The 26,154-nt window shown below is 67.1% G+C and carries 23 protein-coding genes; 6 read left to right on the top strand and 17 right to left on the bottom strand.

Features of this window, described 5'->3' with window-relative positions:
- Positions 1-95: 95 nt before the first annotated feature.
- Positions 96-1,769 (top strand): methyl-accepting chemotaxis protein, encoded by a 1,674-nt coding sequence (locus A6A40_RS03540; RefSeq protein ID WP_236783721.1) that lies wholly within the window; start codon positions 96-98, stop codon positions 1,767-1,769.
- A gap of 74 nt (positions 1,770-1,843) precedes the next feature.
- Here A6A40_RS03540 and A6A40_RS03535 read toward each other — a convergent pair whose 3' ends face one another.
- From A6A40_RS03535 to pdxH, 8 genes are all read right to left on the bottom strand, one after another.
- The gene (locus tag A6A40_RS03535; RefSeq protein WP_063634138.1) at positions 1,844-2,665 is read right to left on the bottom strand and encodes a universal stress protein; all 822 of its coding nucleotides are present in this window, start codon (positions 2,663-2,665) and stop codon (positions 1,844-1,846) included.
- A gap of 182 nt (positions 2,666-2,847) precedes the next feature.
- A complete protein-coding gene (hypD, locus tag A6A40_RS03530) occupies positions 2,848-3,960 on the bottom strand; it encodes a hydrogenase formation protein HypD (protein ID WP_063634137.1) in 1,113 nt (370 codons plus the stop codon).
- A 125-nt stretch (positions 3,961-4,085) separates the two neighbouring features.
- The gene (locus tag A6A40_RS03525; protein WP_236783720.1) at positions 4,086-5,315 is read right to left on the bottom strand and encodes a GAF and HD-GYP domain-containing protein; all 1,230 of its coding nucleotides are present in this window, start codon (positions 5,313-5,315) and stop codon (positions 4,086-4,088) included.
- Between the two features lie 136 nt (positions 5,316-5,451).
- Positions 5,452-6,687 (bottom strand): SLC13 family permease, encoded by a 1,236-nt coding sequence (locus tag A6A40_RS03520; protein WP_063634135.1) that lies wholly within the window; start codon positions 6,685-6,687, stop codon positions 5,452-5,454.
- Positions 6,688-6,757: 70 nt separating this feature from the next.
- Complete coding sequence (locus A6A40_RS03515; RefSeq protein ID WP_063634134.1) at positions 6,758-7,582, bottom strand: MBL fold metallo-hydrolase; 825 nt, start codon at positions 7,580-7,582, stop codon at positions 6,758-6,760.
- Positions 7,583-7,849: 267 nt separating this feature from the next.
- Positions 7,850-9,241 (bottom strand): methyl-accepting chemotaxis protein, encoded by a 1,392-nt coding sequence (locus A6A40_RS03510; protein ID WP_082860709.1) that lies wholly within the window; start codon positions 9,239-9,241, stop codon positions 7,850-7,852.
- Between the two features lie 264 nt (positions 9,242-9,505).
- Positions 9,506-10,429: a cation diffusion facilitator family transporter gene (locus tag A6A40_RS03505; protein ID WP_063634132.1), complete on the bottom strand. Its 924-nt coding sequence runs from the start codon at positions 10,427-10,429 to the stop codon at positions 9,506-9,508.
- A gap of 53 nt (positions 10,430-10,482) precedes the next feature.
- Positions 10,483-11,094, bottom strand: coding sequence for a pyridoxamine 5'-phosphate oxidase (pdxH, locus tag A6A40_RS03500; protein ID WP_063634131.1), 612 nt, complete (start codon positions 11,092-11,094; stop codon positions 10,483-10,485).
- A 203-nt stretch (positions 11,095-11,297) separates the two neighbouring features.
- Between pdxH and A6A40_RS03495 the strand changes: the two genes are divergently transcribed.
- The 3 genes from A6A40_RS03495 to A6A40_RS03485 all read left to right on the top strand — a co-directional run bounded on the left by A6A40_RS03495 (position 11,298) and on the right by A6A40_RS03485 (position 13,394).
- Positions 11,298-11,771 carry an RT0821/Lpp0805 family surface protein gene (locus A6A40_RS03495; RefSeq protein WP_063634130.1) on the top strand — a complete coding sequence of 158 codons (474 nt, stop codon included), beginning with the start codon at positions 11,298-11,300 and terminating at the stop codon, positions 11,769-11,771.
- Between the two features lie 51 nt (positions 11,772-11,822).
- A complete protein-coding gene (locus tag A6A40_RS03490; RefSeq protein WP_063634129.1) occupies positions 11,823-12,788 on the top strand; it encodes a DnaJ C-terminal domain-containing protein in 966 nt (321 codons plus the stop codon).
- A 219-nt stretch (positions 12,789-13,007) separates the two neighbouring features.
- A complete protein-coding gene (locus A6A40_RS03485) occupies positions 13,008-13,394 on the top strand; it encodes a DUF805 domain-containing protein (protein WP_063634128.1) in 387 nt (128 codons plus the stop codon).
- A gap of 4 nt (positions 13,395-13,398) precedes the next feature.
- Here the strand turns inward: A6A40_RS03485 and A6A40_RS03480 are convergent, their stop codons facing one another.
- On the bottom strand, positions 13,399-14,769 hold the full coding sequence (locus A6A40_RS03480; protein WP_063634127.1) for a YihY family inner membrane protein: 1,371 nt from the start codon (positions 14,767-14,769) through the stop codon (positions 13,399-13,401).
- 118 nt (positions 14,770-14,887) lie between these two features.
- Here A6A40_RS03480 and fabI point away from each other — a divergent pair, with 118 nt between their 5' ends.
- Both fabI and A6A40_RS03470 read left to right on the top strand, forming a co-directional pair.
- Complete coding sequence (fabI, locus tag A6A40_RS03475) at positions 14,888-15,736, top strand: enoyl-ACP reductase FabI (protein ID WP_063634126.1); 849 nt, start codon at positions 14,888-14,890, stop codon at positions 15,734-15,736.
- A 210-nt stretch (positions 15,737-15,946) separates the two neighbouring features.
- Positions 15,947-17,035 carry a hypothetical protein gene (locus A6A40_RS03470; RefSeq protein WP_236783775.1) on the top strand — a complete coding sequence of 363 codons (1,089 nt, stop codon included), beginning with the start codon at positions 15,947-15,949 and terminating at the stop codon, positions 17,033-17,035.
- A gap of 231 nt (positions 17,036-17,266) precedes the next feature.
- On the opposite strand, the gene ftsH is transcribed toward A6A40_RS03470, so the two are convergent.
- The 8 genes from ftsH to tolQ all read right to left on the bottom strand — a co-directional run bounded on the left by ftsH (position 17,267) and on the right by tolQ (position 26,134).
- Positions 17,267-19,204: an ATP-dependent zinc metalloprotease FtsH gene (gene ftsH, locus A6A40_RS03465; RefSeq protein WP_063634124.1), complete on the bottom strand. Its 1,938-nt coding sequence runs from the start codon at positions 19,202-19,204 to the stop codon at positions 17,267-17,269.
- Between the two features lie 82 nt (positions 19,205-19,286).
- Positions 19,287-20,657: a tRNA lysidine(34) synthetase TilS gene (gene tilS, locus A6A40_RS03460; RefSeq protein WP_236783719.1), complete on the bottom strand. Its 1,371-nt coding sequence runs from the start codon at positions 20,655-20,657 to the stop codon at positions 19,287-19,289.
- Complete coding sequence (gene ybgF, locus A6A40_RS03455) at positions 20,645-21,496, bottom strand: tol-pal system protein YbgF (protein WP_063634123.1); 852 nt, start codon at positions 21,494-21,496, stop codon at positions 20,645-20,647. The genes tilS and ybgF overlap by 13 nt, the downstream gene beginning before the upstream one ends.
- A gap of 237 nt (positions 21,497-21,733) precedes the next feature.
- On the bottom strand, positions 21,734-22,204 hold the full coding sequence (gene pal, locus A6A40_RS03450; protein ID WP_063634122.1) for a peptidoglycan-associated lipoprotein Pal: 471 nt from the start codon (positions 22,202-22,204) through the stop codon (positions 21,734-21,736).
- 150 nt (positions 22,205-22,354) lie between these two features.
- Positions 22,355-23,707 (bottom strand): Tol-Pal system beta propeller repeat protein TolB, encoded by a 1,353-nt coding sequence (gene tolB / locus A6A40_RS03445; protein WP_063634121.1) that lies wholly within the window; start codon positions 23,705-23,707, stop codon positions 22,355-22,357.
- Positions 23,708-23,709: 2 nt separating this feature from the next.
- Complete coding sequence (locus A6A40_RS03440) at positions 23,710-24,897, bottom strand: hypothetical protein (RefSeq protein ID WP_063634120.1); 1,188 nt, start codon at positions 24,895-24,897, stop codon at positions 23,710-23,712.
- Positions 24,898-24,913: 16 nt separating this feature from the next.
- The gene (locus tag A6A40_RS03435; protein ID WP_063634119.1) at positions 24,914-25,396 is read right to left on the bottom strand and encodes an ExbD/TolR family protein; all 483 of its coding nucleotides are present in this window, start codon (positions 25,394-25,396) and stop codon (positions 24,914-24,916) included.
- Positions 25,397-25,399: 3 nt separating this feature from the next.
- Positions 25,400-26,134 (bottom strand): protein TolQ, encoded by a 735-nt coding sequence (gene tolQ, locus A6A40_RS03430; protein ID WP_014247212.1) that lies wholly within the window; start codon positions 26,132-26,134, stop codon positions 25,400-25,402.
- Positions 26,135-26,154 lie beyond the last annotated feature (20 nt).

The raw sequence follows: 26,154 nt of genomic DNA, 5'->3' as shown, positions 1-26,154 counted from the left end.
TCACCCATTTGAATGCAATTCGGCAAGCGAGGCGATTGTCCGCGCAAACAGAATGCCCCTTCGGTCACATGAGGCGCAAAAAGATGTCCTGGTTCATGAACCTCCGTATCGGCGGCAAGATTATGGCCGCCTTTACCGCCCTGATCGCCATCACCAGCATCATCAGTGCCGCCAACTATTCGACCTTATCGTCAATCCAGGCATCCATCGGCTGGACGATCCACACCTACCGGGTGATCCAGAACACCGGCACGGTGCTGACGGCGATGATCGACCAGGAGACCGGCTTGCGCGGCTATCTGGTCAGCGGCGACGAAGCCTTCCTTGAGCCCTACCGCAAAGGTGCCCAAACCTTCGACCGTGCACTGGCCGAGATGAAATCGCAGACAGCCGACAACCCGCAGCAGCAGGCCCGGTTGGAAGAGCTGCGCAAGCATGCCGACGTCTGGCGCCGCACCATTGCCGAGAAGGAGATCGCCCTGATGTCCAAGCCCGAAACGCGCGAGGAAGCCCGCGCGATGGAGGCCAAGGCGCTGGGCAAGTCGGCGATGGACAGCATCCGCACCCTGGTGGTGCAGATCGAGGACGCCGAACGTACCCTGCTGGACATGCGTTATGTGGAGCAGCGGTCCGCCTTCTCCACCGGCTACTCCGCCGCCATCGCCGGCGCGCTCGCCTCTGTCCTGGTCGCCATCGCTGCCGGCATGCTCCTGCGCAGCGCCATTGCCAGCCCCATCGTCGCCATGACAGCAGCCATGAGCCGGCTGGCCGGCGGCAACCGGTCGGTCGAAGTTCCCGGCGTCGGCCGCCGTGATGAGATCGGAGCCATGGCCGAGGCCGTCGATGTGTTCAAGCGCAATGCCATCGAGGCCGACCGCCTCGCCGCCGCCCAGCGCGCCGAGGATGAGGCCAAGACCCGCCGGGCCGCCCGTCTGGAAGAGCTGACACGCGCCTTCGAAAACAATGTGACCGCGGTGGTCCAGAGCCTGTCGGGTGCAGCCACCCAGATGCAGCAGTCGGCCGGCACGTTGACCTCCACCGCCGAAGAGACCAACCGCCAGAGCACCACGGTGGCCTCGGCGGCCGAGCAGGCCTCCGCCAATGTCCAGACCGTGGCCGCGGCGGCGGAAGAGCTGTCCTCCTCCATCGCCGAGATCGGCCGGCAGGTCTCGCAATCGACCCGCGTCGCCGATCAGGCGGTCAGCGGCGCCGGACGCGCCAACACCGTCGTCTCCAGCCTTGCCAACGGTGCACAGAAGATCGGCGAGGTGGTGGATCTGATCAACAACATCGCCGCGCAAACCAACCTGCTGGCGCTGAACGCGACCATCGAGGCGGCGCGCGCCGGCGAGGCCGGCAAGGGTTTCGCCGTGGTGGCGAGCGAAGTGAAGAGCCTCGCCAACCAGACCGCCAAGGCGACCGAGGACATCACCGGCCAGATCGCCACCATCCAGAGCGCCACCCGCGAGGCGGTTGCCGCCATCGACGAGATCGGCCGCATCATCACGGAGATCAGCCAGATCTCGGCGACCATCGCCTCGGCGGTGGAGCAGCAGAGTGCTGCGACACAGGAGATCAGCCGCAATGTCCAGGAAGCGGCCCAGGGCACCCAGCAGGTGAGCAGCACCATCGTCGGCGTCACCCGCGCTGCCGGCGACACCGGCCGCGCCGCCGGCGAGGTCCGCAGCGTCGCCGACCACCTCAGCAGCGAGTCCACCCGCCTGCGCCAGGAGGTGCAGAGTTTCCTGGACGGGGTCAAGGCGGCGTGACGGAGGCGGCAGCCCCCCACCATGCCTCCCCCGCTCTCAGCGGGAGAGGCATGGATGGGACAATCGACAGACGCTCAATGCGACAGCAGCAGCGGCACCGGGCAGGTGCGCAGGACATGCCGGGTTCCGCTGCCGCGGTGCAGGAACGGGAAACCGTAGTGGCCGTGGGCGCCCATCACCAGCAGGTCGGCGCCGGTGTCCATGGCACGGGCAAGCAGGGCGTCCATCGCGCCGATGTCGTTGACGGTGAAATGGGTCTGCTCGGCCGTCACGCCGTGGAAGGCGAGATGGTCGAGAAGACCGACCCGCGGCGCCTCGGGCGCGGAGCCGGATGCCTGGGTCAGAACCGTGATCACCGTCACCTCGGCGGCCTTCTCCAACACCGGCATGGCATCGGACAGAGCACGGGCGGCCTCGCGCTCCGCGTTCCAGGCGACGGCGACGCGCTTGCCGATCACCGGGAAGCGGCCGGCATAGGGCACGACCAGAACCGGACGGCCGGAATTCAGCACCACCTGCTCGTTCAACTCCTCCGGCGCCGCCTGCGTTCCGGCGTCGCGGTCATACTGCCCCAACACGGTCAGGTCGGCGAAGCGCGACCAGATGATGACCTCGCGGATGACGTGGTTGTATTCGCCATGGGTCAATCCATGCCATTGGCCCTGCAGACCGGCCGCCGCCAGCTTATCCCGGAACAGCGCCTCGCTGCGCGCCGAAGCCTCGACGAGATGGTCGCTCGACCGGCGGGCGATCACGCTGGTGGCGTTGCGGTCGCCTTGGGCGAACAGTCCACGCAGGAAAGCACCGTGGCGCTGCGCCAGCGCGATGGCGGCATCGAGCCGCGCCTCGACATGGGGGCTGCTGTCGAGGTGAACGAGGATGTGCTTGTAGGTCATGGGGGCCCTCCCGGAATGAAATGCGATGTCCTTCGACGTCCGCCATTCTCCGCCGGGCCAATGAAAGGCCGAGCGGATTGTTTCATCTGCATCATGTTTGAACCGCACGGCACTCGTCCAGCCTGCGGTGGGCGGTCTGCGGTGAAAGGCCGCAGCAGCCTGGCCGGCCTGATGCCGTCCGGTCAGGCGTCTCTGAACCGTCCATAGGTGTAATGCGCCGCGCAGGCTCCCTCGGCCGAGACCATGCAGGAGCCCATCGGATTCTCCGGCGTGCAGACGGTGTCGAACAGCTTGCAGTCGACCGGCCGCTTCACCCCGCGCAGGATGGCCCCGCAATCACAGCCCTTGTGGTCGGGAACGCTGGTCCCGGCGATGGGAAAGCGCCGTTCGGCATCGAAGGAGGCATAGGCCTCGCGCAGCTTCAATCCGCTGTGCGGGATGCTGCCCAGACCGCGCCATTCGAAGGACGGGCGCGTCTCGAAGATCTCGGCCACCATCGCCTGGGCCTTGCGGTTGCCATCGGCGGTGACGGCGCGGGTGAACTGGTTCTCCACCTCCGCCCGCCCGTCGTTGATCTGGCGGACCAGCATCAGGATCGACTGCAGCACGTCCAGCGGCTCGAATCCGGAGATCACCACCGGCTTGCCATGCTCCACCGCGGCGGGGGCATAGGCTTCCGAGCCGATCACCACCGAGACATGGGCCGGCCCGACGAAGCCGTCCAGCGACAGCCCCTCCTCCTGTCCGGACAGGATGCCCTGGATGGCCGAAGGGGTGAGCACATGGTTGCAGAAGACGGAAAAGTTGGTCAGCCCCTGCGCCGCGGCCGCCCGCACCGCCAGCGCGGTGGGCGGGGTCGTCGTCTCGAAGCCGATGGCGAGGAACACGACCTGCCGCCCCGGATTCTCCGCGGCGATGCGCACCGCGGCGTCGGCCGACACCACCATGCGGACATCGGCGCCCTGCGCCTTGGCCTTCAGCAGGCTGAGCCGCCCCGACCCTGGCACGCGCATGACGTCGCCATAGGTGCACATGGTCACCTCCGGCCGGCGGGCAAGCGCGATGGCGTCGTCGATCCGCCCCACCGGCAGAACGCAGACAGGGCAGCCCGGCCCATGGATCATGCGGACATTTGCAGGCAGAAGATCGGGAATGCCATAGCGGGAGATGGCATGGGTATGCCCGCCGCAGAACTCCATCAAGTGATAGGACCGGTCGGCCCGCACCTCCCGAGCAATGGCAGCGGCGACATTGCGGGCAAGAACCGGATCACGGAACTCTTCGACATACTTCATGGTCGCTCCCTCTGCCCGCCATTTCACCCGTAACACCGACCGTTCGCGTTGATACGGATCAAGGAGTGTGTTTGGCGGAGTGCCGGAAGCGTCCTTCATGACAGGCCGGCTCCTGCCGGCGTTCTTCACGCCTCGATCTTCTCCTGGTCCTTCAGCGCCACCCAGATCGCATCGAACTCCGCATGGCGGGTGGAGAACAGCGCAAGAAGACGGGGATCGAAATGCACCTTGGGATCCAGCCGGTCGTCGCCGTTCAGCAGAATGTCCACCGTCTTCTCATGGCTGAAGGACGGCTTGTAGGGACGGGCGCTGCGCAGGGCGTCATAGCAGTCGGCGATGGCGACAATGCGGGCGGCAAGCGGGATCTCCTCGCCCTTCAGCCCTTGGGGATAGCCGGTGCCGGCCCACTGCTCGTGATGGCACAGCGCAATGTCCGCGGCCATCTTCAGCCGGTCGGACGCGATCAGGATGTCGTGGCCGTAGATGGGATGCCTCTGCATCTCCGCCAGTTCACGCTCGTCCAGCCGGCCCTTCTTGTGCAGAACCGCCTGATCGACACTCATCTTGCCGACATCGTGGAGGGCTGCGGAAAAGCGGATTTCCTTGCAGAAGGCACGGCTGCAGCCGGCCCAGCCAGCAAGCGCATAGGAGTATTCGTTGACGCGCAGGATGTGGTTGCCGGTCTCCTCGTCATGCACCTCGGCGGCGCGCGCCAGCAGGTTGACCGACACCATGAAGGCGCGCTCCGTCTCCGCCTGGAGTTCGGCGACGCGGCGGCGCTCCCTGGTCAGGGCGCGGTTGCGTTCGGTCAGCCGTTCCAGCGTCGCAGCCCGCTCCAGGGCGCGGCCGACGATGTGGTTGACCGGGGCGATCATCTGCTCGTGGTAGGGCAGGAAGATCGGCGGCCCCGCCTCCCCCGGCATGGACCGGCGGTTGATCAGTTGCACCACCCCGATCGGCCGGCCGCGGGCCCCCTTCAGGGCGAAGGCCATGATCGAGCGGGTGCGAAAGCCGGTACGCTGGTCGAAGGCGGGGTTGAAGCGGTAGGGCCGCTCCTCGGGAATCTCGTAGGCGTCGTCCAGCAGCAGGGTCTCGCCGGTGGCGGCGACATAACCGACGATGGAGGTCTGGTTCATCGGCACCGTGAACAGGGCGGATTTGGCGCGGATCACGTCGTTCTGGGCGCTGACCGCCTCCAGATGCCGTCCCCGCCCCTGCCCGCGCAGCATGAAGACCGTTCCGGCTTCGGCCCCCGTCACCTCCCGGCACTTGCGCAGCACGCGGTCGCTCAGCGCCCGAAGCGACTGGTTCGGCGCGCTCTCGATGAACTCCATGAACTGGACGACCAAACTCACAGCGCGCCCTCCCCCGGTGCGCATAGAGACTACTCCATTTGTCGCAGTTCGAAAAAGAGTCTTGCACTTTACAGAATCGCAATACGATTACGAAATACAGCCCGTTAATTGCAGCCAGTCCTTTGCAGCCCTTCCTTCAAGGGGCCATCCAGCCGCCGGCCCACAACCAGACCGCCGCCACCGCCATCGACAGCAGCGCCATCGGCACGCCGCAGCGGGCATGCTCCACGAACCCCAGCCGCACGCCGGAGGCCGCTGCCCGTTCCGCCACGATGATGTTGGCAAGGCTTCCCGGCAGCAGCAGGTTGCCGGCCAGCGTCGACAGCAGCGCCAGCCCGTACAGCGCCCCTTCCGGCGGGTTCGGCCAGGCGGCGAGCAGCAGGATCACCGCCGGCACGTTGCCGATGCTGTTGCTGCCGGCAAGCGCCAGCGGGACCATCACCGCCAGCCGGTCGGGCAGCCATCCCGCAGCCTGGAGATCGCCGACCAGCGCCGCCGGGATGCCGGTCAGCCCCAGCGCATGGTTGATGGCGAACAGCGCCGCGAACAGGACCAGCAGGTGCCAGTCCACCATGCCCAGCATGTCGCGGCTGGCCATGCGCCGGCTGACCATCATCACGCCTGCCACCAGCAGCACCGAATGTTCCTGAGGGATGTCGCGGGTGAACAGCACCAGCAGCGCCAGCGTCGCCGCCACCGCCTTGCCCAGCTGCCAGCGGTCGAGCGCCACCGGCGCCACCTCTGCGCCCATCCCCTCCCGTGAGGGTTCGCCGAAGCGGCCGCGCCAGACGAACCAGACGGTCAGGTAGACGATGAGCATCGCGGCCAGCGCCGGGCCACCGCACACCGCCGCAAAGCGCCAGAAATCGAGATGCCCGACCTGCCCGATCAGGATGTTCTGCGGATTGCCGATCACCGTCGCCGCCGAGCCGGCATTGGCGGCGCCCGCCAGCGCGATCAGGTAGGGCCGCGGGTCCAGCTTGCGCGCCAGCAGGCCAAGGCACAGCATCGGCGTCATGGCGAAGACGACCACGTCGTTCGCCAGCACCGCCGACAGCCCGCCGGCGACCAGCACGATCACCGCCAGCAGCCGCGCCGGCGACCGCGCCGCCTGGGCCACCTTCAGCGCGCACCAGTCGTAGAAGCCGCTGCCGGCATATTGCGCCGACAGGATCATCAGCCCCAGCAGGATGAAGATCGTCGGGAAATCGACCGCCGCCACCAGCTGGCCGGTATCGAGCGCCCCGGTTGCCAGCAGCAGGATGGCGGCGACGAGCGCGATGCCGGTTCGGTCGATGCTGAGACCGGGAAAGCGGCCCAGCGCCATGCCCAGATAGGTGGCGCCGAACAGGATCAGGATTGTGGCCGTCATTCTATGGGGAGCATTCAGTCCGGGAAGATCGGATCAGGCGGATCGATCCGGGGAGATCAATCCAGGGAGATCAATCCAGGGAGATCGTCGTGCCTTCGCGCGCGGCGAAGCAGTTGGGGAATTCCGCCTTCGCCGCGGCTTCGATCCGTTCCATCGCGGCGTCGTCGTGGTCGGGATCGTGGTGGAACAGGCCCAGAGTCTTCACATGGGCGGCGCGGGCGATCCGAACCGCCTCCATCCAGGTGGAATGGCCCCAGCCGATCCGTTGCGACCACTCCTCGTCGGTATAGGTCGAATCGTAGAGCAGCAGGTCGACCCCGTCGACAAGGTTCAGGATGTTGCGGTCGGGATGGTCCGGCACATGTTCGGTGTCGGTGACATAGGCGAGCGAGCGTCCCTGATATTCGATCCGGTAGCCGGTGGCGCCGTCGGGATGGTTCAGCGCCGCGGTGTGGATGCGCACCCCGCCCTCCAGCTTGAAGCTGTGGCCCGGCGGCACCTCCAGGAAGCTCAGGTCGCCGCCCATCGTGCGCAGCGGCACCGGGAACAGCGGACGCTCCATCTGGCGCGCCATCACCGACTCGATATCCGGACTGCCGGTGAGATGGCCGGAGATCACCCGCAGGCCGAAGCCCTTGGTATAGGCCGGCGCGAAGAAGGGAAAGCCGCTGATATGGTCCAGGTGGGTGTGGCTCAGCAGCAGCGTTGCACTGCTCACCCCCTCCGCCAGCAGCTTGCGTCCCAGCGCGCGCAGCCCGGTTCCCGCATCGATGATGATGTGCTGCTTGCCGGCCCGCACCTCGACGCAGGAGGTGTTGCCGCCGAAGCCCAGATGCGAGGCCATCGGGCAGGGAATCGTGCCGCGCACGCCCCAGAAGGTAACCGTGAAGCCCATTCCCCCGCCTCCGAAGCGCAAGTTTGCGCCGTCTCAACCCCTTTGGCCGGCGAGTTTAGCGCGATTCACCGCCATGTACACGGTGGTGCTGCCGTAAGCGCCTTGGAAGGAGGTTGAAGCGGGCTTGCCCCCTCCCCGACCCTCCCCCGCTCTCGGCCGGCCAACGGCCGGTCCGATCGCGGGAGAGGGAGTCAGGTGTCGAAGCGGCGGAGTTCCCTCTCCCGCGGAGCGGGGGAGGGTTAGGGAAGGGGCAAGCCCGAATTCTCCTCACACCTTGTAGGCCAGCCGCAGCCCGCCCCAGTGCCGGCCGCGCACCGTGACGGGCGCCGAGACGTCCTTCATCAGGGCGTATTTCCCGCCGCCCATGTCGCGGCGGTAGGTCTGCAGCAGGAATGGCTTGGTGCTGCGCCCGGCGGCCAGACCGACGCGGTCGTTGAAGAGGCGCCGGTTGCGGCAGTTGGCGGCGTTCCACACCGGATCTTTGCCCTGCGGCTGGCTGAATTGCCGGTTGTGGGTGGGCAGATAGCCGTTGTCGTCCACCGCCACGCAGAAGACGATCCGTCCGTTGGCCGACAGCACCGGCTCCTGGATTCCGGGCAGCAGGCGGTCGCACAGCTGGGTGAAGCGGGTCGTCACCTGTTGAGGGTCCGATCCGGCGACCGGCTGGTAACTGCGGTCGAACAGATCGGCCTCGCTGATGTCGCCGCGGGCCAGCGCCTCCTCGAAGGCTGCGGACACCTTGGCGGCGGCGTCCTTCACCGCGGCGATGAAAGGCGTGTCGACCGTCTCGATGTTCAGCTCCGCGGTGACGCCGATCAGCCGCTCGCTCATGCCGACCAGATTGTTAACCCGGTCGCGCGCCTGGGCGAGGTTGTCGCTGGACAGCTTCACGCCGGCGGCCAGATCGGCGATCTCGTGCTCCAGTTCGCCGCAGTTTGCGCCGATCTCGGCCGAGGCGGCGTCGATCTTGTCGGTCTCGCCGTTCAGCTCGCGCATGGCGCGGCCGACCGTCTCGATCACCGTGCCGATGGCGGCCGTGCCTTCGCTGACCGCACGGGCCTTGGCCGCACTGGCCGAGCTTTCGGCCATCAGGCGCTGGGCCTGTTCATTCAGCACCTTCAGCGTCGCGTCGATCTCCGTCGTCGCCTCGCTGGTCTTGGTCGACAGCGATTTCACCTCGTTTGCGACCACGGCGAAGCCACGCCCGGCCTCTCCGGCCCGCGCCGCCTCGATGGTGGCATTCAGCGCCAGCAGATTGGTCTGCTTGGCGATGGTGAAGATCTCCTTGGCGACCTTGCCGACGCGGTCCAGCGCATCGCGCAGGCCGGCGATCTGCCCCTCGATGCCCGTCACCGACGACACCAGCGCATGGATATCGGACAGCGACCGCTGCACGCGGTCATGCGAACTGTCGACTTCCTGCCGGGCCTGCTCCGTCACCGACCGCGCGACCGCCGAAGCATCGGAGATTCGCTGCGTGCTGCGCGACATCTTGGCGCCGGTGTCCCGCAGCTGCGTGAAGACCTCCGACTGGTGGGTGACGCGGGCGTTCACATCCTCGATGTGGCCGGCGATGTCCGCGATCTCGATGCCGAGATTGCCGGCTTCCGTCGCGATGTCCGCGATCAGATGCGGCCGAAGCGTGAAGCTTCCATCCATTATGCCCACCATTCTTGCTGTTTTGTAATCGAGCGCTTTCTCCCAAGCATTATTATTGCGCTTTTGAGACATGTTCGCAACGAACCGGCGGTCCGGGATGGGCCCTCCCCCCCTGTCCTTTGGTAGGATACCTTTAGGAGAGGCCACGCCCTGAAATTGTGCATCAACTGATATTCGTCACGAAATACGGGATCTCCCGCAATACCGAACCGTATCGTATGGACCAACCCGGAAGCGGTCCCGACAAGCCTTGAGACCTTGTCCTCAACCGCCGATGCGGTTGTCCAGCCGGTCGTCGGCCAGCCCGGCGGGCTCCTGATGGACCAGCACCTCGGCGTTGACGAAGGCGTCCCGCAGGCGCCGCTCCACCCGGTCGGCAATTTCATGGGCGGCGGTCAGTGTCAGGGTGCCGTCCAGTTCCAGATGCAGTTCGATGAAGCAGCCGGTGCCGGCATTGCGGGTGCGCAGGTCGTGCAGGCCGCGCACGCCCGGCTCGGCGCGGGCGAGCGCCGCGATGCGGTCGCGTTCCTCCTGTCCCAGCTCGCGGTCCATCAGGACGTCCAGCGCGTCGCGCGCCACGCCGCGGGCACCGTTCAGCAGGAACAGCGCGATACCGATGCCGAACAACGGATCGACGATGGCGAGACCGGTCGCCTCGGTCAGCAGGATGGCGGCGATGACGGCGCTGTTCATCAACAGGTCGCCGGAATAATGCAGCCGGTCGGCCCCGATGGCGACCGACCCGGTTGCCGCCTGCACCCGGCGCTGGAAGGTGATGAGGCCGGCCGTCAGCACGATCGACAGCAGCATCACCGCAATGCCGACCGTCCCCTCTTCGATCGGTTCCGGCCGGACGATTCGCCGCACGGCCTCGACGGTCAGCAGCACGGCCGAACCGGCGATGAAGGCTGCCTGGGCCAACGCCGCCAGCGCCTCCGCCTTGCCATGGCCATAGCGATGGTTGGCATCGGCCGGCCGCATGGCTTGGCGCACCGCCAGCAGCGTCACCAGCGACGCCATCAGGTCGGTGGTCGAATCGATCAGCGACGACAGGATGCTGACCGATTCGGTCAGCAGATAGGCCCCCAGTTTGGCCGCGATCAGGGTGGAAGCCACCGCCACGCTGGCATAGGTGGCGTGGCGGCGCAGACGGTCCGCCCGAGCCCCGCTGTCCAGGTTTTCGCTCACGAGTCGCCTTCCGCTCCGGGCTTCTGCCCAGAGCCAATGTTCGGGGCCATTGCTCAGGGATACAGCCGCTCGGTCGTCCAACCCTGCGGCGCCGCGTCCGTCGCCTCCCCGGCGCGGTGGAAGACCAGCCGGTCGTGCAGGCGGAAAGGCCGGTCGCGCCAGAACTCGATCCGCGAGGGCAGGATGCGGAAGCCGGTCCAATGCGGCGGCCGCGGGACGGTGCCGATGGCGTATTTCGCGGTGAACTGCGCCACCCGCTTCTCCAGTTCCCACCGGCCTTCCAGCGGGCGCGACTGCTGCGATGCCCAGGCGCCGATGCGGCTTTCGCGCGGGCGGCTTTCGAAATAGGCGTCGGCCTCGGCGTCGGTCACGACCTCCACCGCCCCTTCGACCCGCACCTGCCGGCGCAGGGTCTTCCAGTGGAAGCAGAGGGCGGCGTTCCGATTCGCGAGCAGTTGCTCGCCCTTCCGGCTCTCGGTGTTCGTGTAGAAGACGAAACCGCGCGGATCGATGCCCTTCAGCAGGACCATGCGCACCGACGGAACGCCGGCCGCATCGGCGGTCGCCAGCGCCATGGCGTTGGGGTCGTTGGGCTCGCTCTGCTCGGCCTCCTTCATCCATTCGGCGAAGAGTTCGTATGGGTCGCGCTCGCTGCTGTCGGTCATGCCCATGGTCCTGTTACGATCGGGTCCTGCCTCGATGGGTCCCGCACCGTCCGAAAACGGGGGGCGGGGGCGATCTTCTGTGCAAAAGCGAAAGGGTCACAGCCTCATCACAATTCACAGCAAGGATAGGGTCGCTTATATCACTGTCCACCGCGAAGCCACCGATAAGGTGCCGCGGCAACCAACCTTTTCGAGGCGCAAGGATGTTCGTGAAGAAAGTCGTTCCGGCCGTGATCGTCGCGGCCCTGCTGGCAGGCTGCCAGCTGGGCGGTCAGAAGGAAACGGTCGGCACGGTCGGCGGCGCGGTGGCCGGCGGCCTGATCGGTTCGCAGATCGGCGGCGGAACGGGCAAGCTGGTGGCGACCGGCGTCGGCACCCTGCTGGGCGCCTTCATCGGCCGCGAGGTCGGCAGCTCCCTCGACAAGGCCGATGCCGGCTATGCCGAGACGGCGGCCCGCCAGGCCTATGCCGCCCCGGTCGGGGACCGCATCACCTGGAACAACCCGCAGTCGGGCAACTCCGGCACCATCGTCACCACCCGTGACGGCTACAGCAACACCGGAACCTACTGCCGCGAGTTCCAGCAGACCATCGTGGTCAAGGGCCGAACGGAGCAGGCATACGGAACCGCTTGCAAACAGGCCGACGGTACGTGGAAGATCGTCGGCAATTCGTAACACGTCCAACCTGCAACCCTTGAGCCCCGTTGGGGCGGGAACTCTCTGCCCGTGGCCACGCGCGATCCCTACAGCGTTCTCGGCGTCAGCCGGTCCGCCAGTGCCGACGACATCAAGAAGGCGTACCGCAAGCTCGCCAAGCAGCATCACCCGGACCTGAAACCGGGCGACGCCGCCAACGAGGAGCGGTTCAAGGAAATCTCGGCCGCCTACACGCTGCTGTCGGATGCCGAGAAGCGCGCCCGCTACGACCGGGGCGAGATCGACCCGTCCGGGCAGGAACGGCACGCGGGCTTCGGCGCCCGCGGCCGGACCAGCCGGGGCAAGGCCTACAGCGGCACCGCCGACGACAGCTTCTTCGGCGGCGGTGACGACTGGTTCTCCGACCTGTTCGGCGGCGGCCGGCGCCGCCCCGGCGGGGCCGGGAGCGGGGCAGGAATGGGCGGCTCGACCGGCGGCTCGACCGGGCCGAAGGTTCGCGGCAGCGACATCTCCTATTCCGTCACCGTCCCCTTCGTGGAGGCGGCGAACGGGTCGAAGCGGCGCATCAACCTGTCCAACGGCAAGAGCATCGACGTCGCCATCCCGCCTGGGACGGAGAACGAGACCAAGCTGCGCCTGAAGGGCCAGGGCCTGCCGGGCATGGGCGGCATGCCCAACGGCGACGCCATCGTCGAGGTTCATGTCGAAAGTCACCCCTTCTTCACCCGGCAGGACAGCGACATCCATGTCGAGGTGCCGATCACCCTGAACGAGGCGGTGCTGGGCGCCACCGTCAATGTCCCGACCATCAGCGGCAAGGTCGCGGTGAAGGTGCCGCCGGGCGCCAACACCGGCTCGGTCCTGCGCCTGCGCGGCAGGGGCGTGGTCAATCAGGCCACCAAGCAGCCGGGCGACCAGTATGTGAAGCTGAAGGTCGTCCTGCCCGACCCGCCCGACGCCGAACTCGTCAAGTTCGTGGAACAGTGGGCGAAGACCCGCAGCTACGACGTCCGCAGGAAGGCGGGGCTGGAGTAAGCGATAGCATCCGATCGCCGTGCCTGCGGCGGCATCGACATGCGGCCTGCCCTCCGGGGCGGGCCGTTTTCGTATGCAGCGCCCTGTCCAGGATGGCGCCACGCTGTGGCCGGAGCCGATTTGTCTCGACAGAGAGTGTTGCACCGCACCGATTGCCTGCGGATCGTGGCTCCATCAGGCTCTCCAATCGCGGCAGGCCATTCGCCGAGGTAGCGGACAATGAATTTCTTCGAAGCCATCAGGTCGGTGTTTTCCCAATATGTCGGGTTCTCCGGCCGCGCACTGCGATCCGAATACTGGTACTGGGTTCTGTTCACCGTGCTGATCAGCATCGTCACCGGCATCATCGATGTCGCTCTCTTTCCATTCGAGGATGCCAGCCCCCTGAGCTCGATCGTCAATCTGGCACTGCTGCTGCCGGGCTTGGCTGTATCCGCCCGCCGCCTACACGACGTCGGGCGGTCCGGCTGGTGGCTGCTGTTGGCGATTGTTCCGGTGATCGGATGGATCGTCCTCCTCGTTTGGACGGTGACCAAGGGCGATGCCGCGGAGAACCGTTTCGGCCCGCCGCCGCAGCCGACAGCCGGTTCGCCCGCCGTCGCCTGAACGGCTACTTCTTCACCGCCCGCAGCGGCACCGGCCCCGCCGCTCCCTGTCTTTCCCCCTGCCCCGCCGGTTGCCCTTCAGGCGGCGGGTCGTCGTTCAGCAGCGTCTTCAGCGGTACGCTCAACAGGTCGCTCTGGCTGGCTTCCGCGGCGTCCAGCAGCCGGGCGGTGCGCTCCTGCCAGGGCAAGTTCAGCCCGCCCAGCCCGTGGACGGAGCCGCGCATGCCGATGCCCAGCGCCTTCATCAGCTCCAGCAGCGTCGCCTCGCCCATGTCGCGGGTCACCACCCAGGCGTCGCGCGTGGTGTGGGCGACCCAATGGGCGTCGCGCAGCTGTTCCAGGATGCCGTCGATCAGCAAGGTCCCCACCGGCACCCGGCCGACCAGCGTGCGGCGGCGCAGCCCCACGCCCAGCCGGCTCGCCTCCATCAGCTCGTGCAGGACGGCGAGCGCCAGCGCCAGCCGCTGGGCCGGCAGCAGCCCCTCCATGCCGCCGCGGGTGACCTTGCCGGCCCGCCATTCCGGCAGGGATGCAGCGACCACCGCGCCGAACAGCACCGTCGACCACGCGATGTACAGCCAGAACAGGAAGATCGGCACGACCGACAGGGCGCCGTAGATGGTCTGGTAGGCCGGGTATTCGCGCATGTACCAGCCGAAGATCGCCTTCGATCCCTCCAGCAGGACCGAGCCGATGGCCCCGCCGCACAGGGCGTCCAGCCAGAAGACGTCGCGGTTGGGGATGATGAGGTACAGCAGCGTGCAGCCGATCAGTTGCAGCAAGAAGGGCAGCAGCATGCCGATGCCGGCCAGCGGATGGACCATCCCCTCCAGATGCGCCAGTTCCAGCGCGGTCCACAGCGTGCTGGACAAGGACAGGCTGGCACCGGCGAACAGCGGCGTCAGCGACACCACCGCCCAGAAGGACAGGATGCGGGTGACGTAGGACCGCGGCTCCCGCACCCGCCAGACGGTGGCGAAGGACCCTTCGATAGTCCAGATCAGCAGCACCGCCGACATCGCCAGCCCGATCACGCCGAAGATCGGCATCTGGCCGGCATTCGCCATGAAGCGGCCGAGATATTCCAGGATCGCGTCGCCGATCTCCGGCACCAGATTCTTGATGACGGCGGTCTGGATCCGCATCTGCAGCGCGCTGAAGGCCGGAAAGGCCGAGAAGATCGCGAAGCCGATGGTCATGATCGGCACGATCGCCAGCAGCGAGGTGTAGGTCAGCGCCGCCGCGGTCTGGAAGCAGTTGTCGTTGTAGAAGCGCAGCATCGAATGGCCGAAGAAGCCGCCCAGTTCCCTCAGCCCGCCGAGAATGCGGCTGCGCTCCTCCTCCTCCGGGCGGGATTCGTCCTTAGGGAATGACATGCGACGCCTCCTGCGGCAAGACCGCCCGCGTCGGTTTGACCGGTGGGCGCTTTCGTGTAGGATGCGCCGCACTTTTAGCGGCTGGAGCCGCAGCACATCCGTCGTTCACGAGGTTCCGATGTCCAATCCGATGCCGCTCATGTCCGGCAAGCGTGGCCTGATCATGGGCGTGGCCAACGATCGTTCGATCGCCTGGGGGATCGCCTCCACCCTGGCCCAGCACGGGGCGGAGCTTGCCTTCACCTATCAGGGCGATGCGCTGCTGAAGCGGGTGAAGCCGCTGGCCGAACAGGTCGGCGCCAAGCTGGTCCTGCCCTGCGACGTGACGGACGAGGGCAGCATCGATGCGACCTTCGCCGCCATCGAAAAGGAATGGGGCGGGCTGGACTTCGTGGTTCATGCCATCGCCTTTTCCGACAAGAACGAACTGGACGGGTTGTACCTGGACACGACGCGGGCCAACTTCCTGCGCACCATGGACATCTCCTGCTACTCCTTCACCGCGGTGGCGCAACGCGCCGTGCCGCTGATGAAGGACGGCGGCAGCCTGCTCACCCTATCCTATTACGGCGCCGAGCGCGTCATGCCCCATTACAATGTGATGGGTGTCGCCAAGGCGGCGCTGGAGGCCAGCGTGCGCTATCTGGCCGTCGATCTGGGTGGCCGCAACATCCGTGTCAACGCCATCTCCGCCGGCCCGATCAAGACACTGGCCGCCAGCGGCATCGGCGACTTCCGCTATATCCTGAAATGGAACGAGCTGAACGCCCCGCTGAAGCGCAACGTCACCATCCAGGAGGTCGGCGGCGCCGGCCTGTTCCTGATGTCGGATCTCGGCAGCGGCGTCACCGGCGAGGTGATGCATGTCGACAGCGGCTACCACACCGTCGGCATGGTCGCGGTGGACGAGGCGGCCGAGGTCGCCAGCCTGCTCGGCTCGCTGGGCGGCACGCCGAAGGCCGGCTGAGGCCGGCCAGGTTGAGCCACGGCGACGCGCCTGCAATCGCATGATGAAGAGAGGGATCGGCCCGCCGATCCCTCTTTGCGTTTGCAGAGGCGGCGTTTATGATTTGCGCAATATTCGCGGATTTGGGTAATATTCATGCGCGCTCGTAAGAAAATGGACTCGGTTTCTCCGATCCTTGAGCAGATCCTTTACGGCGGGTCCAGCGTGTCGATGAATCTCATCGCCATCACGCGCGAAATCCCCGAAGAGCAGCGCATGTTCAAGGCGCAGGGCCTGAACAACTGCATCCTGTTCAAGTACCCGAACTTCGACGACCGCGACGACGACGGTGGCGATCCGATCGCGGAGGACGAGGAGCTGGAAGGCGGCAGCCGGCCGGTCGAAACCGGCATCTATGTGCCGCACAACGCCAAATCGCCCGAATCCGGGGGCGTCGCCGTCTATCTGCGCGGCCGCAACAGCGAGGCGCTGTTGGAGGAGCAGTTCGGCATCAAGCACGGACCGCAGGAAAACGGCATCATCGGCGACATGAAGATGCTGTCGATGATCGACGACGTTCCGTCGCTCGACGCCTTCCTGCTCAAGACCTGCTTCGAGGGGGAGAAGGTCAACGTCGATCCGCGCCACTGGCTGATCAGCAACGAGGAGGACCACCAGCTCCGCCGCCTGATCCGCGCCCGCATCGAGCCGATCGTCCGCAAGGCGCTCTCCGGCAGCCAGGGCAACGCCCAAAGCATCGAGCGCTTCCTGGAAGCGATCTGGAATCCCAACCTGGAAGAGGCCGGCCTGTTCGTCTCCGCCTTCGGCATCGAGCGGGCGGAGGCCGACACCATCTTCAGCGCCTGGAAGGGGACCACCTTCTACGAATATCAGCTGCGTCGCATCGCCCCGCGCGCCCGCATCATCCTGACCTGGCTGAAGTCGCGCGAGTGCATTCCGGTCGACATCCGCATGCACAAGCCCTACGAGACCCAGCTGCTGATGCACATCGAGAAGGTCGGCAAGCTGCTGGAGACGACTCTTCTCGACATCCGCACCATCCTGTCGGACTACGAGACCGCCTTCAGCAGCTTCATGAATGGCCAGCCGGAGCCCTTCCGCGACTATCTGCGCAGCATCCGCTCGCGCTACTGGCTGCTCGGCTACTGCGTCTCGGCCCTGACCAGCGTCGCCCACCTGGACGCCCGCTGCATGAAGAATACGCCGTCGCGCAAGCTCTACTTCGAAGGCATGCAGAAGCTGCTCCGCCAGTTCGACGTGGCGCTCGACCGCCGCCGCGAACAGAAGGGCGCGTTCTGAGGGTTGTCCCGAGCCTGCCAGTCTGCCCCCTCCCCATCCCTCCCCCGCTAACGCGGGAGAGGGGGCAAGACACTTGGTGACGCGGTTTAGCCATATGACAGCGGCAGTCCCCTCTCCCGCAAAGCGGGGGAGGGTTAGGGAGGGGGCGAGCGCTCATCCACTACAAACACTCCCGCAAGAAAAAAGGCGGCGCCTCGCAGCGCCGCCTTTCTCATTTCCAGTACCGAAGCCTTACGTACCCTGCGGCTCCGGACCCATGCCACCGCTTTCCTGCCCGCTGCTGGGCGGGACGGAGGAGCGGCGTCCGCCGGCGGTCGGGCGCGGCGGCGGAGCGGCGACCGTGTCGCGGTCGTCGTCGCGCAGGATCGGTTCGCCGCGCAGCAGACGGTTGATCTCGTCGCCGCTCAGCGTCTCGTACTCCAGCAGGCCCTTGGCCAAGGTGTGCAGCTGGTCGATGTTCTCGGTCAGGATGGTCCGGGCGCGCTCGTAGCTCTCGTCGACGATGCGGCGGATTTCCTCGTCGACCAGCTGGGCGGTCCGGTCGGACATGTTCTTGTGCTGGGTCACGGAATGGCCCAGGAACACCTCCTGCGTCGGCTCGCCGTACAGCAGCGGGCCGAGCTTGTCGCTCATGCCCCACTCCGTCACCATGCGGCGCGACATCTCGGTCGCCATCTTGATGTCGCCCGAGGCGCCGGTGGTCACCCGCTCCTTGCCGAAGATCAGCTCCTCGGCGATGCGGCCACCCATGGCGACGCACAGATCGGCCAGCAGCTTGGCCTGCGACAGGCTGATGCGGTCGCCTTCCGGCAGGCGCATCACCATGCCCAGCGCACGGCCGCGCGGGATGATGGTGGCCTTGTGGACCGGGTCGCTGTCGGCGCAATGGATGGCACAGATGGCGTGGCCGGCCTCGTGGTAGGCGGTCAGCTTCTTCTCATCCTCGGTCATCACCATGGAGCGGCGTTCCGCACCCATCATGACCTTGTCCTTGGCGGCCTCGAACTCGGCCATGCCGACGACGCGCTTGCCGATGCGGGCCGCCAGCAGCGCCGCCTCGTTGACGAGGTTGGCCAGATCGGCGCCGGAGAAACCGGGGGTGCCGCGGGCGATGACCTTGGCGTCGACGTCCGGCGACAGCGGAACCTTCCGCATATGGACCTTGAGGATCTTCTCGCGGCCCAGCACGTCGGGGTTCGGCACCACGACCTGACGGTCGAAGCGGCCCGGACGCAGCAGCGCCGGATCGAGAACGTCCGGACGGTTGGTCGCGGCGATCAGGATCACGCCCTCGTTCGCCTCGAAGCCGTCCATCTCGACCAGCAGCTGGTTGAGGGTCTGCTCACGCTCGTCGTTGCCACCGCCCAGGCCGGCGCCGCGATGGCGGCCGACCGCGTCGATCTCGTCGATGAAGATGATGCAGGGGGCGTTCTTCTTGCCCTGTTCGAACATGTCGCGGACGCGGGACGCACCCACGCCGACGAACATTTCGACGAAGTCCGAACCGGAGATGGTGAAGAACGGGACATTGGCTTCGCCGGCCACCGCACGGGCGGTCAGCGTCTTGCCCGTACCCGGCGGGCCGACCAGAAGGCAGCCCTTCGGGATCTTGCCGCCCAGCCGCTGGAACTTCTGCGGGTCCTTCAGGAACTCGACGATCTCCGTCAGTTCCTGCTTGGCCTCGTCGATGCCGGCGACGTCGTCGAAGGTCACGCGCCCGACCTTCTCGGTCAGCAGGCGGGCCCGCGACTTGCCGAAGCCCATCGCCTTGCCGCCGCCGGACTGCATCTGGCGCATGAAGAAGATCCAGACGCCGATCAGCAGCAGCATCGGGAACCAGGACAGCAGCACCGAGAACAGCGACGGAACGTTGCTGTCGTCGGGGACCGCGTTGATCCGGACGTTCTTGTTGGTCAGGCGCTCGACCAGCCCCGCTTCGGGCGGGACATAGGTGCTGAAGGAGCGGCCGTCCGAGAAATGGCCGGAAACCTGGTTGCCCTTGATCGTCACGTCGGCGACCTGGCCCCGGTCCACTTCGGCGAGAAGCTCGCTGAACGGAACGGTCGTTTGCGGGCTGCGGGTGGAGGAACTCTGGAACAGGTTGAACAGGGCTACCAGCAGCAGCCCTATGATGATCCAGAGTGCGAGGTTCTTGCCGAAATTGTTCACGTCACACGCCTTTCTGCGAACCCATCGCCATGCGGTGCGCCGACAAGGCCGCACCCCGGACTCCTACGGGCACGTTCCCTGATTAAATAATGCCGCGCCGGTCCGAAACAACCGTAAAAGCTGGTCTTCCCAACAGCGAAATCGGACGGAAGATCGCGCAGTCCGCCGGGGCCTGTCCATCCGCGCAGAACCCGTATGCGCCACCAATCATCGGGATGGCAAGCATTTCCGTTCCCAACCAAAGGCTTGGCAGCGTTTCCCGCACGAGAGCCGGGAGGCCGGACAACCTCGAATGCCCGCTCCGCCCCACCCGTTCGCGCCAGCCTGCGATGCCAAGCGCCCTGACTTCCAAGGGTTGTTCCCACCGGTTCGACAGCCGCAGGTCGAAGCGCCCATCCCACAGGACGCGACCGCCGGGCGACACGAGCCGATGCTCCACCGATGCCGGTTCGCGCGCGACCATGACGGCTCCCCGGTGCAGCCGCACCACGCAGCCGCCCAGCGTCCCGCCCCGCCCCTCGGCCAGAGAGCCGAGCAGACGCGCCAGCGCCTCGTCCCGCAGCGGTCCGGCCCCGCCGACCGCCGCCAGCGCCTGAGCCAGCGCCCGCAGTGCGATCTCCTCCGGCGCGGCGAACAGCGGGGCCGGCGCCAGCGTGATCCAGCCTTCGGGATGGATGACGGCCGCCTGCGCCAGCAAGTCCGCGGTCGCCTGCTCCAGCGCGGCGCGCGCCCGTCCGGCCCGGCGGGCGACCTCGCACAGCCGGTCAGCGTCCAGACCTTCCCCGCCCAGCACATCGCGGGCGGCCCGCAGCCGGGCACGGGCGAAGCGCGGGTTCCGGTTGGAGGGATCCTCGATCCAGTCCAACCCGGCGGCGCGGCAGGTCTCCAGCAGGCGGCCATGGGAAAATCCCAGCAGCGGACGGATCACCCGGACCGCGCCGTCGGCGCGCACCGCGGCCATGCCGGCCAGCCCGTCGGTGCCGGATCCGCGGGCCAGCCGCAACAGCACAGTCTCCGCCTGATCGTCGCGATGATGGGCCAGCGCCAGATGCAGGATGCCGGCCTCGACGCAGGCGTCCGCCAGCAGCCGGTGGCGTGCCTCCCGTGCCGCTGCCTGCAGTCCGGCCACCGGCTTCTCCCCCTCCCAGCGAAGGACGCGGTGAGGAACGCCGAGGCGGGCCATCGCCTGCGCGATGGCCGACGCCTCGTCGGTGGATTCGGCACGCAACCCATGGTCGACGGTGAGCGTCAGCAGGCTGCCGCCCCGCTCTGCGACCCAATGCCGCATCAGCAGGACCAGCGCCAGACTGTCGCCACCACCGGACAGTCCGACCGCCACGGCGGGGGCCGGCTCGAACCCGTCCAGCGCCGCCATCGCGCGGCCGAACTCCGCCGCCGTCACCGGAGCGGAGTCGCCCTGCCCGGCGGTGCCGTCGGCAATCAGGCCGGGCAATTCAGACGCTTGCGCTCCGTATCGGCGCGGCGCTTGACGTTGGCCGAGGCTTCGGGAAACTTGGTCAACAGCTGGTTGAAGGCGGTGCAGGCATCCGACTTGCGGTTCATCTCCTGCAGCGTCATGCCCAGCTTCAGCAGGCTGTCGGGGGCCTTGGGATTGGTCCTGTACTTGGACAGCACCTCGCCGAACGCCTGGGCCGCATCCGGATATTTCTTGCGGACGTAATAGCTCTCGCCGAGCCAATACTGCGCGTTGCCGGCATAGGCATGGCTCTTGTTCTTGACGATGAACTCCTGAAGCGCCTTTTCCGCCCGGTCATAGTCGGAATTGCGCAGCAGCTCGAAGGCCTGCTCATACTGCTTTTCCGGCGACAACCCGGCGGTGGAGGGCGGGTTGGCGGCGGCGGTCTGCGCCGGCTTGTCGGCGGACTTCCTGTCGTCGGTCTTGGCGGCGGCCTTCGGCGGCGCGGAGTCGGACATCGCACCGCCCATGGCGCCACCCATGGCGCTGCCGCCCTTCTCCAGATCCTTCAGGCGGAAATCGATGTCGGCGTTGACCTTCTCCAGACGGTCGCGCAGCTGCGTGATCTGATAGGTCGATTCCTCGTACTTGCCGGTCAGCTCCTGCATCGAGCGCTCCAGGTTCTGCAACCGGATCTCGAAATCCGCCGCGACGGAGGGCGACAGCTGCGCCACCTCCACCGGCCCGCCAAGCGCCGCGACCTGCGTTTCCAGCGAGTGCAGCCGCTCGATCTGCCCCTTCGACTGGGCCAGTGCGGGACTTGCCGCGAGCATGCCACCCAGCAGAAGGGCGGCGACGGGACGGATGTGGGTCATGCGCGTGGGATCCTGAGGAGATCTGAGGCCGGAGGGCGGAAGCACCCCCGGCGACCATGGCAAACGAAAAAGGCGACGCAATGGCCGCTGTTTAGCAGAAGTTTCGCAGCGGCGCAAAGAACCGCCGTCGTCCTATGCCCCAGCCGGAACGTGCCGCCGCCAAAAGAAAAGGCGCCGCACCGGTTGCCCGGCGGCGGCGCCTTGCCTTCAATCCCCGTCAGACGGGGACCGGCGTCATCAGTTGACGACGGTCACGCCACGGCGGTTCTGCGACCAGGCGGCCTCGTTCGAGCCAACAACCGCCGGACGCTCCTTGCCGTAGGACACGACATTGACGCGGTTGGCGGTGATGCCCTTGGCGGCCAGGTAGTTCTTCACCGAGTTGGCGCGGCGCTCACCCAGGGCCAGGTTGTACTCGCGGGTGCCGCGCTCGTCGGCATGGCCCTCGACGGTGACGGTGACCGAGCCGTAGGTCTGCAGCCACTTGGCCTGGCGGTCCAGGGTGGCGCGGGCTTCCGGCGACAGGTCGTAGCGGTCCAGGCCGAAGAAGACGCGGTCGCCGACGTTGACGACGAAATCTTCCGCCGAGCCCGGACGGACCGACGACTGCTGGGCACCGGTGTTCGCGCCGTTGGCGGCGTCGTTCGGAGTGGATTCGCAAGCGGCGAGCAGAGCGACCGCGGCGAGGGCGAGGAACTTCATACGCATGTTCAGGGACCCCTTGAACGAAACTTGTTGATTGACCGGATAATAGTCTCCGCGAGAGCCGCTTCTTTCCGCCAAGCCCCGACGAAAAGACAACATCCGGCCTAAGTCTTGAGCATTGCTCTCGCGTGGCCGCAAAATAGGGCTACTCCACTAGGGAATCAAGGGCGACCATGCGGGGTCCGATGCATCGACCGGGCTGCTGACGCGGCGCTCGTTGGCGCCGGTGATGTCGATGCTGTACAGCTTGGCATTGCGCCCGCGGCCGTCGCCCGACGGCAAGTCCTTGAAGAACATGAGAACACGGCCGTTCGGCGCCCAGGTCGGACCTTCGACATGGAAGGCTTCGGTCAGGATTCGTTCCCCCGTCCCATCCGGACGGATTACGCCGATTGCAAAGCTGCTACCACGCTGGCGCGTGAATGCGATCAGGTCGCCGCGCGGCGACCACACCGGCGTGCCGTAGCGGCCTTCGCCGAAGGTCAGCCGCTTCACGCCGGACCCGTCGGCGCTCATGGTGTAGAGCTGCTGGGTGCCGCCGCGGTCCGATTCGAAGACGATCCGCTGCCCGTCCGGCGAATAGCTGGGACCGGTATCGATGCCCGGCGCGTCGGTCAGCTGGGTCTGGCGGCGGGTGCGCAGGTCCAGCGTATAGATGTCGGTGTTGCCGTTCTGGGCCATCGACATGATGACCTTGTTGCCGTCCGGCGAGAAGCGCGGGGCGAAGGTCATGCCGGGGAAGTCGCCCAGGACCTCCTGGCGGCCGGTGTCGATGTTGAACAGGTACACGCGCGGCTTCTTGTTGAAGTACGACATGTACGTGATTTCCTGGGACGTCGGCGAGAAGCGCGGCGTCAGGACGAGCGTCTGCCCGTCGGTCAGGAACTGATGGTTGGCGCTGTCCTGGTCCATGATGGCCAGCTGCTTCTTGCGCGCGTTCGCCGGGCCAGATTCGGCGACATAGACGATGCGCGTGTCGAAATAGCCGTCCTCGCCGGTCAGTCGCTTGTAGATGGCGTCGGCGACGATGTGGGCGATGCGGCGCCATTCCTGCGGCGAGGCGCTGTAGCTCAGCCCCTGCATGTACTGGCCGGCGGCAACGTCCCACAGGCGGAAATCGACCTTCATGCGGCCGTCGGCGCCCGTCGTGGTGTTGCCGGCGACCAGCGCCTGGGCACCCAGCGCCTTCCAGTCCTGGTAGCGCGGCTCGCCGGTCCTCAGTTGGTCCGGCGTCTGGAGGAAGCCACGCGGGTCCAGCGGCTTGAACAGGCCGGAGCGCTCCAGGTCGTCGGAGATGACCTTGGAGATGTCGGCGCCCATCTGCGCATCGCGCCCGCCCGCACCGGCAAAGCTGGTGATCGCGATGGGCAGCGGTTCGGACACGCCCCGCGTGATGTCGATGCGCAACTCGGCGCGCGCCTCCTGCGGAGCGGCAACGCCGAGGGAGAGGAGAAGCGCGCCGGTGGCCCCGGCCAGCTTCAACAGAAGCCTCGTCTTCGTCGTCATGGTCAGAACATGTCCCTCGGGTCGAAATTGAACACGATGTAGCGCCAGCTTTCATAAGTGTCAGCCGTGAACTCGCTGGAAAGCAACTCCAGCGGGCTCGACCGCTTGACCGCGCGCACGGCGGCGTCCGCCGACGCGCGGAAGGCGGCGTCGCTCATGTAGCGCGACCGGTACTTGTCGTCGATCCAGGCGCGGACCACGCTGTGGTCGCGGCCGACCTCCACATGGATCTCGATCTGCATCGACGCGGCGTCCTTGCGGCCGCTGTCGAAGTTCCAGTTCTTGCTGAGCTGCCCGCGGATGGCGTCCAGCGCACGGCCCGACGGCTTGAACGGCCTGTCGGGTCCGTTCGTCGCCTTCGCCGCCCCGGCAGGAGCCGCCGAGGCGGTCTTCTGGCTGGGCTTGGCGTCGCTGTTGGCGCTGGCCGATGCCTTGCCGTCAGCCTTCGGGCTGTCCGACGGCTTGATCTTCCCGACGTTCGACAGCAGGTCGGACAGCGGGTCGGTCTTGGCCGACGGTTTCTCCGGCTGCTTGGCGGGAGCCTCCGTCTTCTTCGGCTCGGCTTTCACAACCTCCTTCGGCGGCTCCTTGTGCGGCTCCGGCTTTTTCGGCTCGACCTTCGGCGGCTCCGGCTTGGGCGGTTCCGGCTTCGGGGGTTCGGGCTTCTTCGGTTCCGGCTTGGGAGGCTCGGGCTTGGGCGGCTCGGGCTTGGGCGGCTCCGGTTTCGGAGGCTCAGGCTTCGGCGGCTCCGGCGGCTTGGGAGTCGGTGACGGCGCCGGATCCGGGGGCGGCGGCGGAGGGGGTGGCGGAGGGGGTGGCGGCGTCGGGGCCGGCTTGGGCGGCGGCGTGGGCTCGCGCGGGGGGGGCGGCACCTGGGCGACCTTCGGCGGCTCCGGCGTCTTCGTCGGCGGCGGAGGCGGCGGTGGCGGTTCGTCCTCCTCGTCCGGCGGCTCGGGAGCCGGCGGGGCGGGCTTCGCTTCCGGCACGGGCGGTCGGGCCGCAGCGCTGGCGGCCGGCTTCGGCTCGCCCTTCTCGACGCGGGCGGCTTCGGTGATCTCGCCGACGTCGACGATCTCGATCGGGATCGAGGAGGCGATTTCGAGCTTGCGATCGCTGGGCGGCATGCCGAGCACCATCAGCGCGACCAGCGCGACGTGCAGCACCGCCGATGCGATCAGGGGCTTGCGCATGGGAGTTCCGCCCGCCTCAATGCGCCGGCTTGGGTGCGCCGACCCGCGTGCTGGTCGCGGTCGCACCGTTCGGCATCTCGGCGACCAGTCCGACCTTCTTGAAGCCGGCGGCGCTCATGGTGCCCATCACCTCCAGCATCTTGCCATAGGCGATCTTGGCATCGCCGCGAACCAGGATGCGGGCCTCCGGGTTGTTGTTGGTCACGGCGATCAGCAGCGGCACCATGTTGGTCAGTTCGACCGGCGTCTCCTGCACGAAGACGCGGCCGTCGGTCTGCACCGTGACGAACAGCGGATCCTTCTGCTGCTCCAGCGGAGCGGCATTGGTCTTGGGCAGGTCGACCGGCACGCCGACGGTCAGCATCGGGGCGGCCACCATGAAGACGATCAGCAGGACCAGCATGACGTCGATGAAGGGCGTCATGTTGATCTCGGCCATCGCGCGATAGCCCCGGCGCTTGCCGCGCCCGTGGGATTTGCCTGCGAGTTGTCCGGCCATGGTTCAGGCGGCTCCCCGCTCCTCGAGGTGGCGCGACAGGATCGCCGAGAACTCGCCCGAGAAGGTGTCCAGCCGGTCGGCGTAGCGGCCGAGATCGGTGGAGAACTTGTTGTAGGAGAGCACCGCCGGGATGGCGGCCAGCAGGCCCATGGCGGTGGCGAACAGTGCCTCGGCGATGCCGGGCGCCACCACGGCGAGGCTGGTGTTGCCCGAACCGGCGATGGAGGTGAAGGAGTTCATGATGCCCCACACCGTGCCGAACAGGCCGATGAAGGGAGCGGTGGAGCCGACCGAAGCCAGGAAGGTCATGTAGCGTTCGGCCCGCGCCATCTCGCGGCCGATGGTCACAGCCATCACCCGCTCCACCCGCTGCTGCAGCGAGCCCTTCATGGTTCCGGCGATGCCGCGATCGGCGGCGTGGCGCCACTCGCGCATGCCGGCGGCGAAGGTCGCGGCCATCGGGTCGGCCGGCGCTTGGCCGATGCGGTCATAGAGCGCATCCAGCGAGCCGCCGGACCAGAACGCCTCCTCGAAGGCGTCGGCCTGGGCGTTCAGGCGGCGGATGCGCATCAGCTTCTCGATGATGATCGCCCAGCACCAGACCGAGGCGACGATGAGCATCAGCATCACGATCTTGACGACCGCATCGGCCTGCCAGAACAGGCCGAGCATGGTGATCTCATGTGCCGTCGTGGCGGCGGCGTTGCCGGCCAGTTGGGCGGTTTGCAGGGCGTCCATCGCAGTCAGTCTCGCGTTTG

The organism is Azospirillum humicireducens (assembly GCF_001639105.2).
Taxonomy (GTDB): domain Bacteria; phylum Pseudomonadota; class Alphaproteobacteria; order Azospirillales; family Azospirillaceae; genus Azospirillum; species Azospirillum humicireducens.
This window is presented reverse-complemented; position numbering and strand designations above follow the sequence as displayed.

Excerpts from the sequence above, each read along its gene's own strand:
- A6A40_RS03540 (WP_236783721.1), top strand. The coding sequence starts at position 96 with ATGAACCTCCGTATCGGCGGCAAGATTATGGCCGCCTTTACCGCCCTG.
- A6A40_RS03535 (WP_063634138.1), bottom strand. The coding sequence starts at position 2,665 with ATGACCTACAAGCACATCCTCGTTCACCTCGACAGCAGCCCCCATGTC.
- hypD (WP_063634137.1), bottom strand. The coding sequence starts at position 3,960 with ATGAAGTATGTCGAAGAGTTCCGTGATCCGGTTCTTGCCCGCAATGTC.
- A6A40_RS03520 (WP_063634135.1), bottom strand. The coding sequence starts at position 6,687 with ATGACGGCCACAATCCTGATCCTGTTCGGCGCCACCTATCTGGGCATG.
- A6A40_RS03515 (WP_063634134.1), bottom strand. The coding sequence starts at position 7,582 with ATGGGCTTCACGGTTACCTTCTGGGGCGTGCGCGGCACGATTCCCTGC.
- A6A40_RS03510 (WP_082860709.1), bottom strand. The coding sequence starts at position 9,241 with ATGGATGGAAGCTTCACGCTTCGGCCGCATCTGATCGCGGACATCGCG.
- pdxH (WP_063634131.1), bottom strand. The coding sequence starts at position 11,094 with ATGACCGACAGCAGCGAGCGCGACCCATACGAACTCTTCGCCGAATGG.
- A6A40_RS03495 (WP_063634130.1), top strand. The coding sequence starts at position 11,298 with ATGTTCGTGAAGAAAGTCGTTCCGGCCGTGATCGTCGCGGCCCTGCTG.
- A6A40_RS03485 (WP_063634128.1), top strand. The coding sequence starts at position 13,008 with ATGAATTTCTTCGAAGCCATCAGGTCGGTGTTTTCCCAATATGTCGGG.
- A6A40_RS03480 (WP_063634127.1), bottom strand. The coding sequence starts at position 14,769 with ATGTCATTCCCTAAGGACGAATCCCGCCCGGAGGAGGAGGAGCGCAGC.
- fabI (WP_063634126.1), top strand. The coding sequence starts at position 14,888 with ATGTCCAATCCGATGCCGCTCATGTCCGGCAAGCGTGGCCTGATCATG.
- A6A40_RS03470 (WP_236783775.1), top strand. The coding sequence starts at position 15,947 with ATGAATCTCATCGCCATCACGCGCGAAATCCCCGAAGAGCAGCGCATG.
- ybgF (WP_063634123.1), bottom strand. The coding sequence starts at position 21,496 with ATGACCCACATCCGTCCCGTCGCCGCCCTTCTGCTGGGTGGCATGCTC.
- pal (WP_063634122.1), bottom strand. The coding sequence starts at position 22,204 with ATGCGTATGAAGTTCCTCGCCCTCGCCGCGGTCGCTCTGCTCGCCGCT.
- tolB (WP_063634121.1), bottom strand. The coding sequence starts at position 23,707 with ATGACGACGAAGACGAGGCTTCTGTTGAAGCTGGCCGGGGCCACCGGC.
- A6A40_RS03440 (WP_063634120.1), bottom strand. The coding sequence starts at position 24,897 with ATGCGCAAGCCCCTGATCGCATCGGCGGTGCTGCACGTCGCGCTGGTC.
- A6A40_RS03435 (WP_063634119.1), bottom strand. The coding sequence starts at position 25,396 with ATGGCCGGACAACTCGCAGGCAAATCCCACGGGCGCGGCAAGCGCCGG.
- tolQ (WP_014247212.1), bottom strand. The coding sequence starts at position 26,134 with ATGGACGCCCTGCAAACCGCCCAACTGGCCGGCAACGCCGCCGCCACG.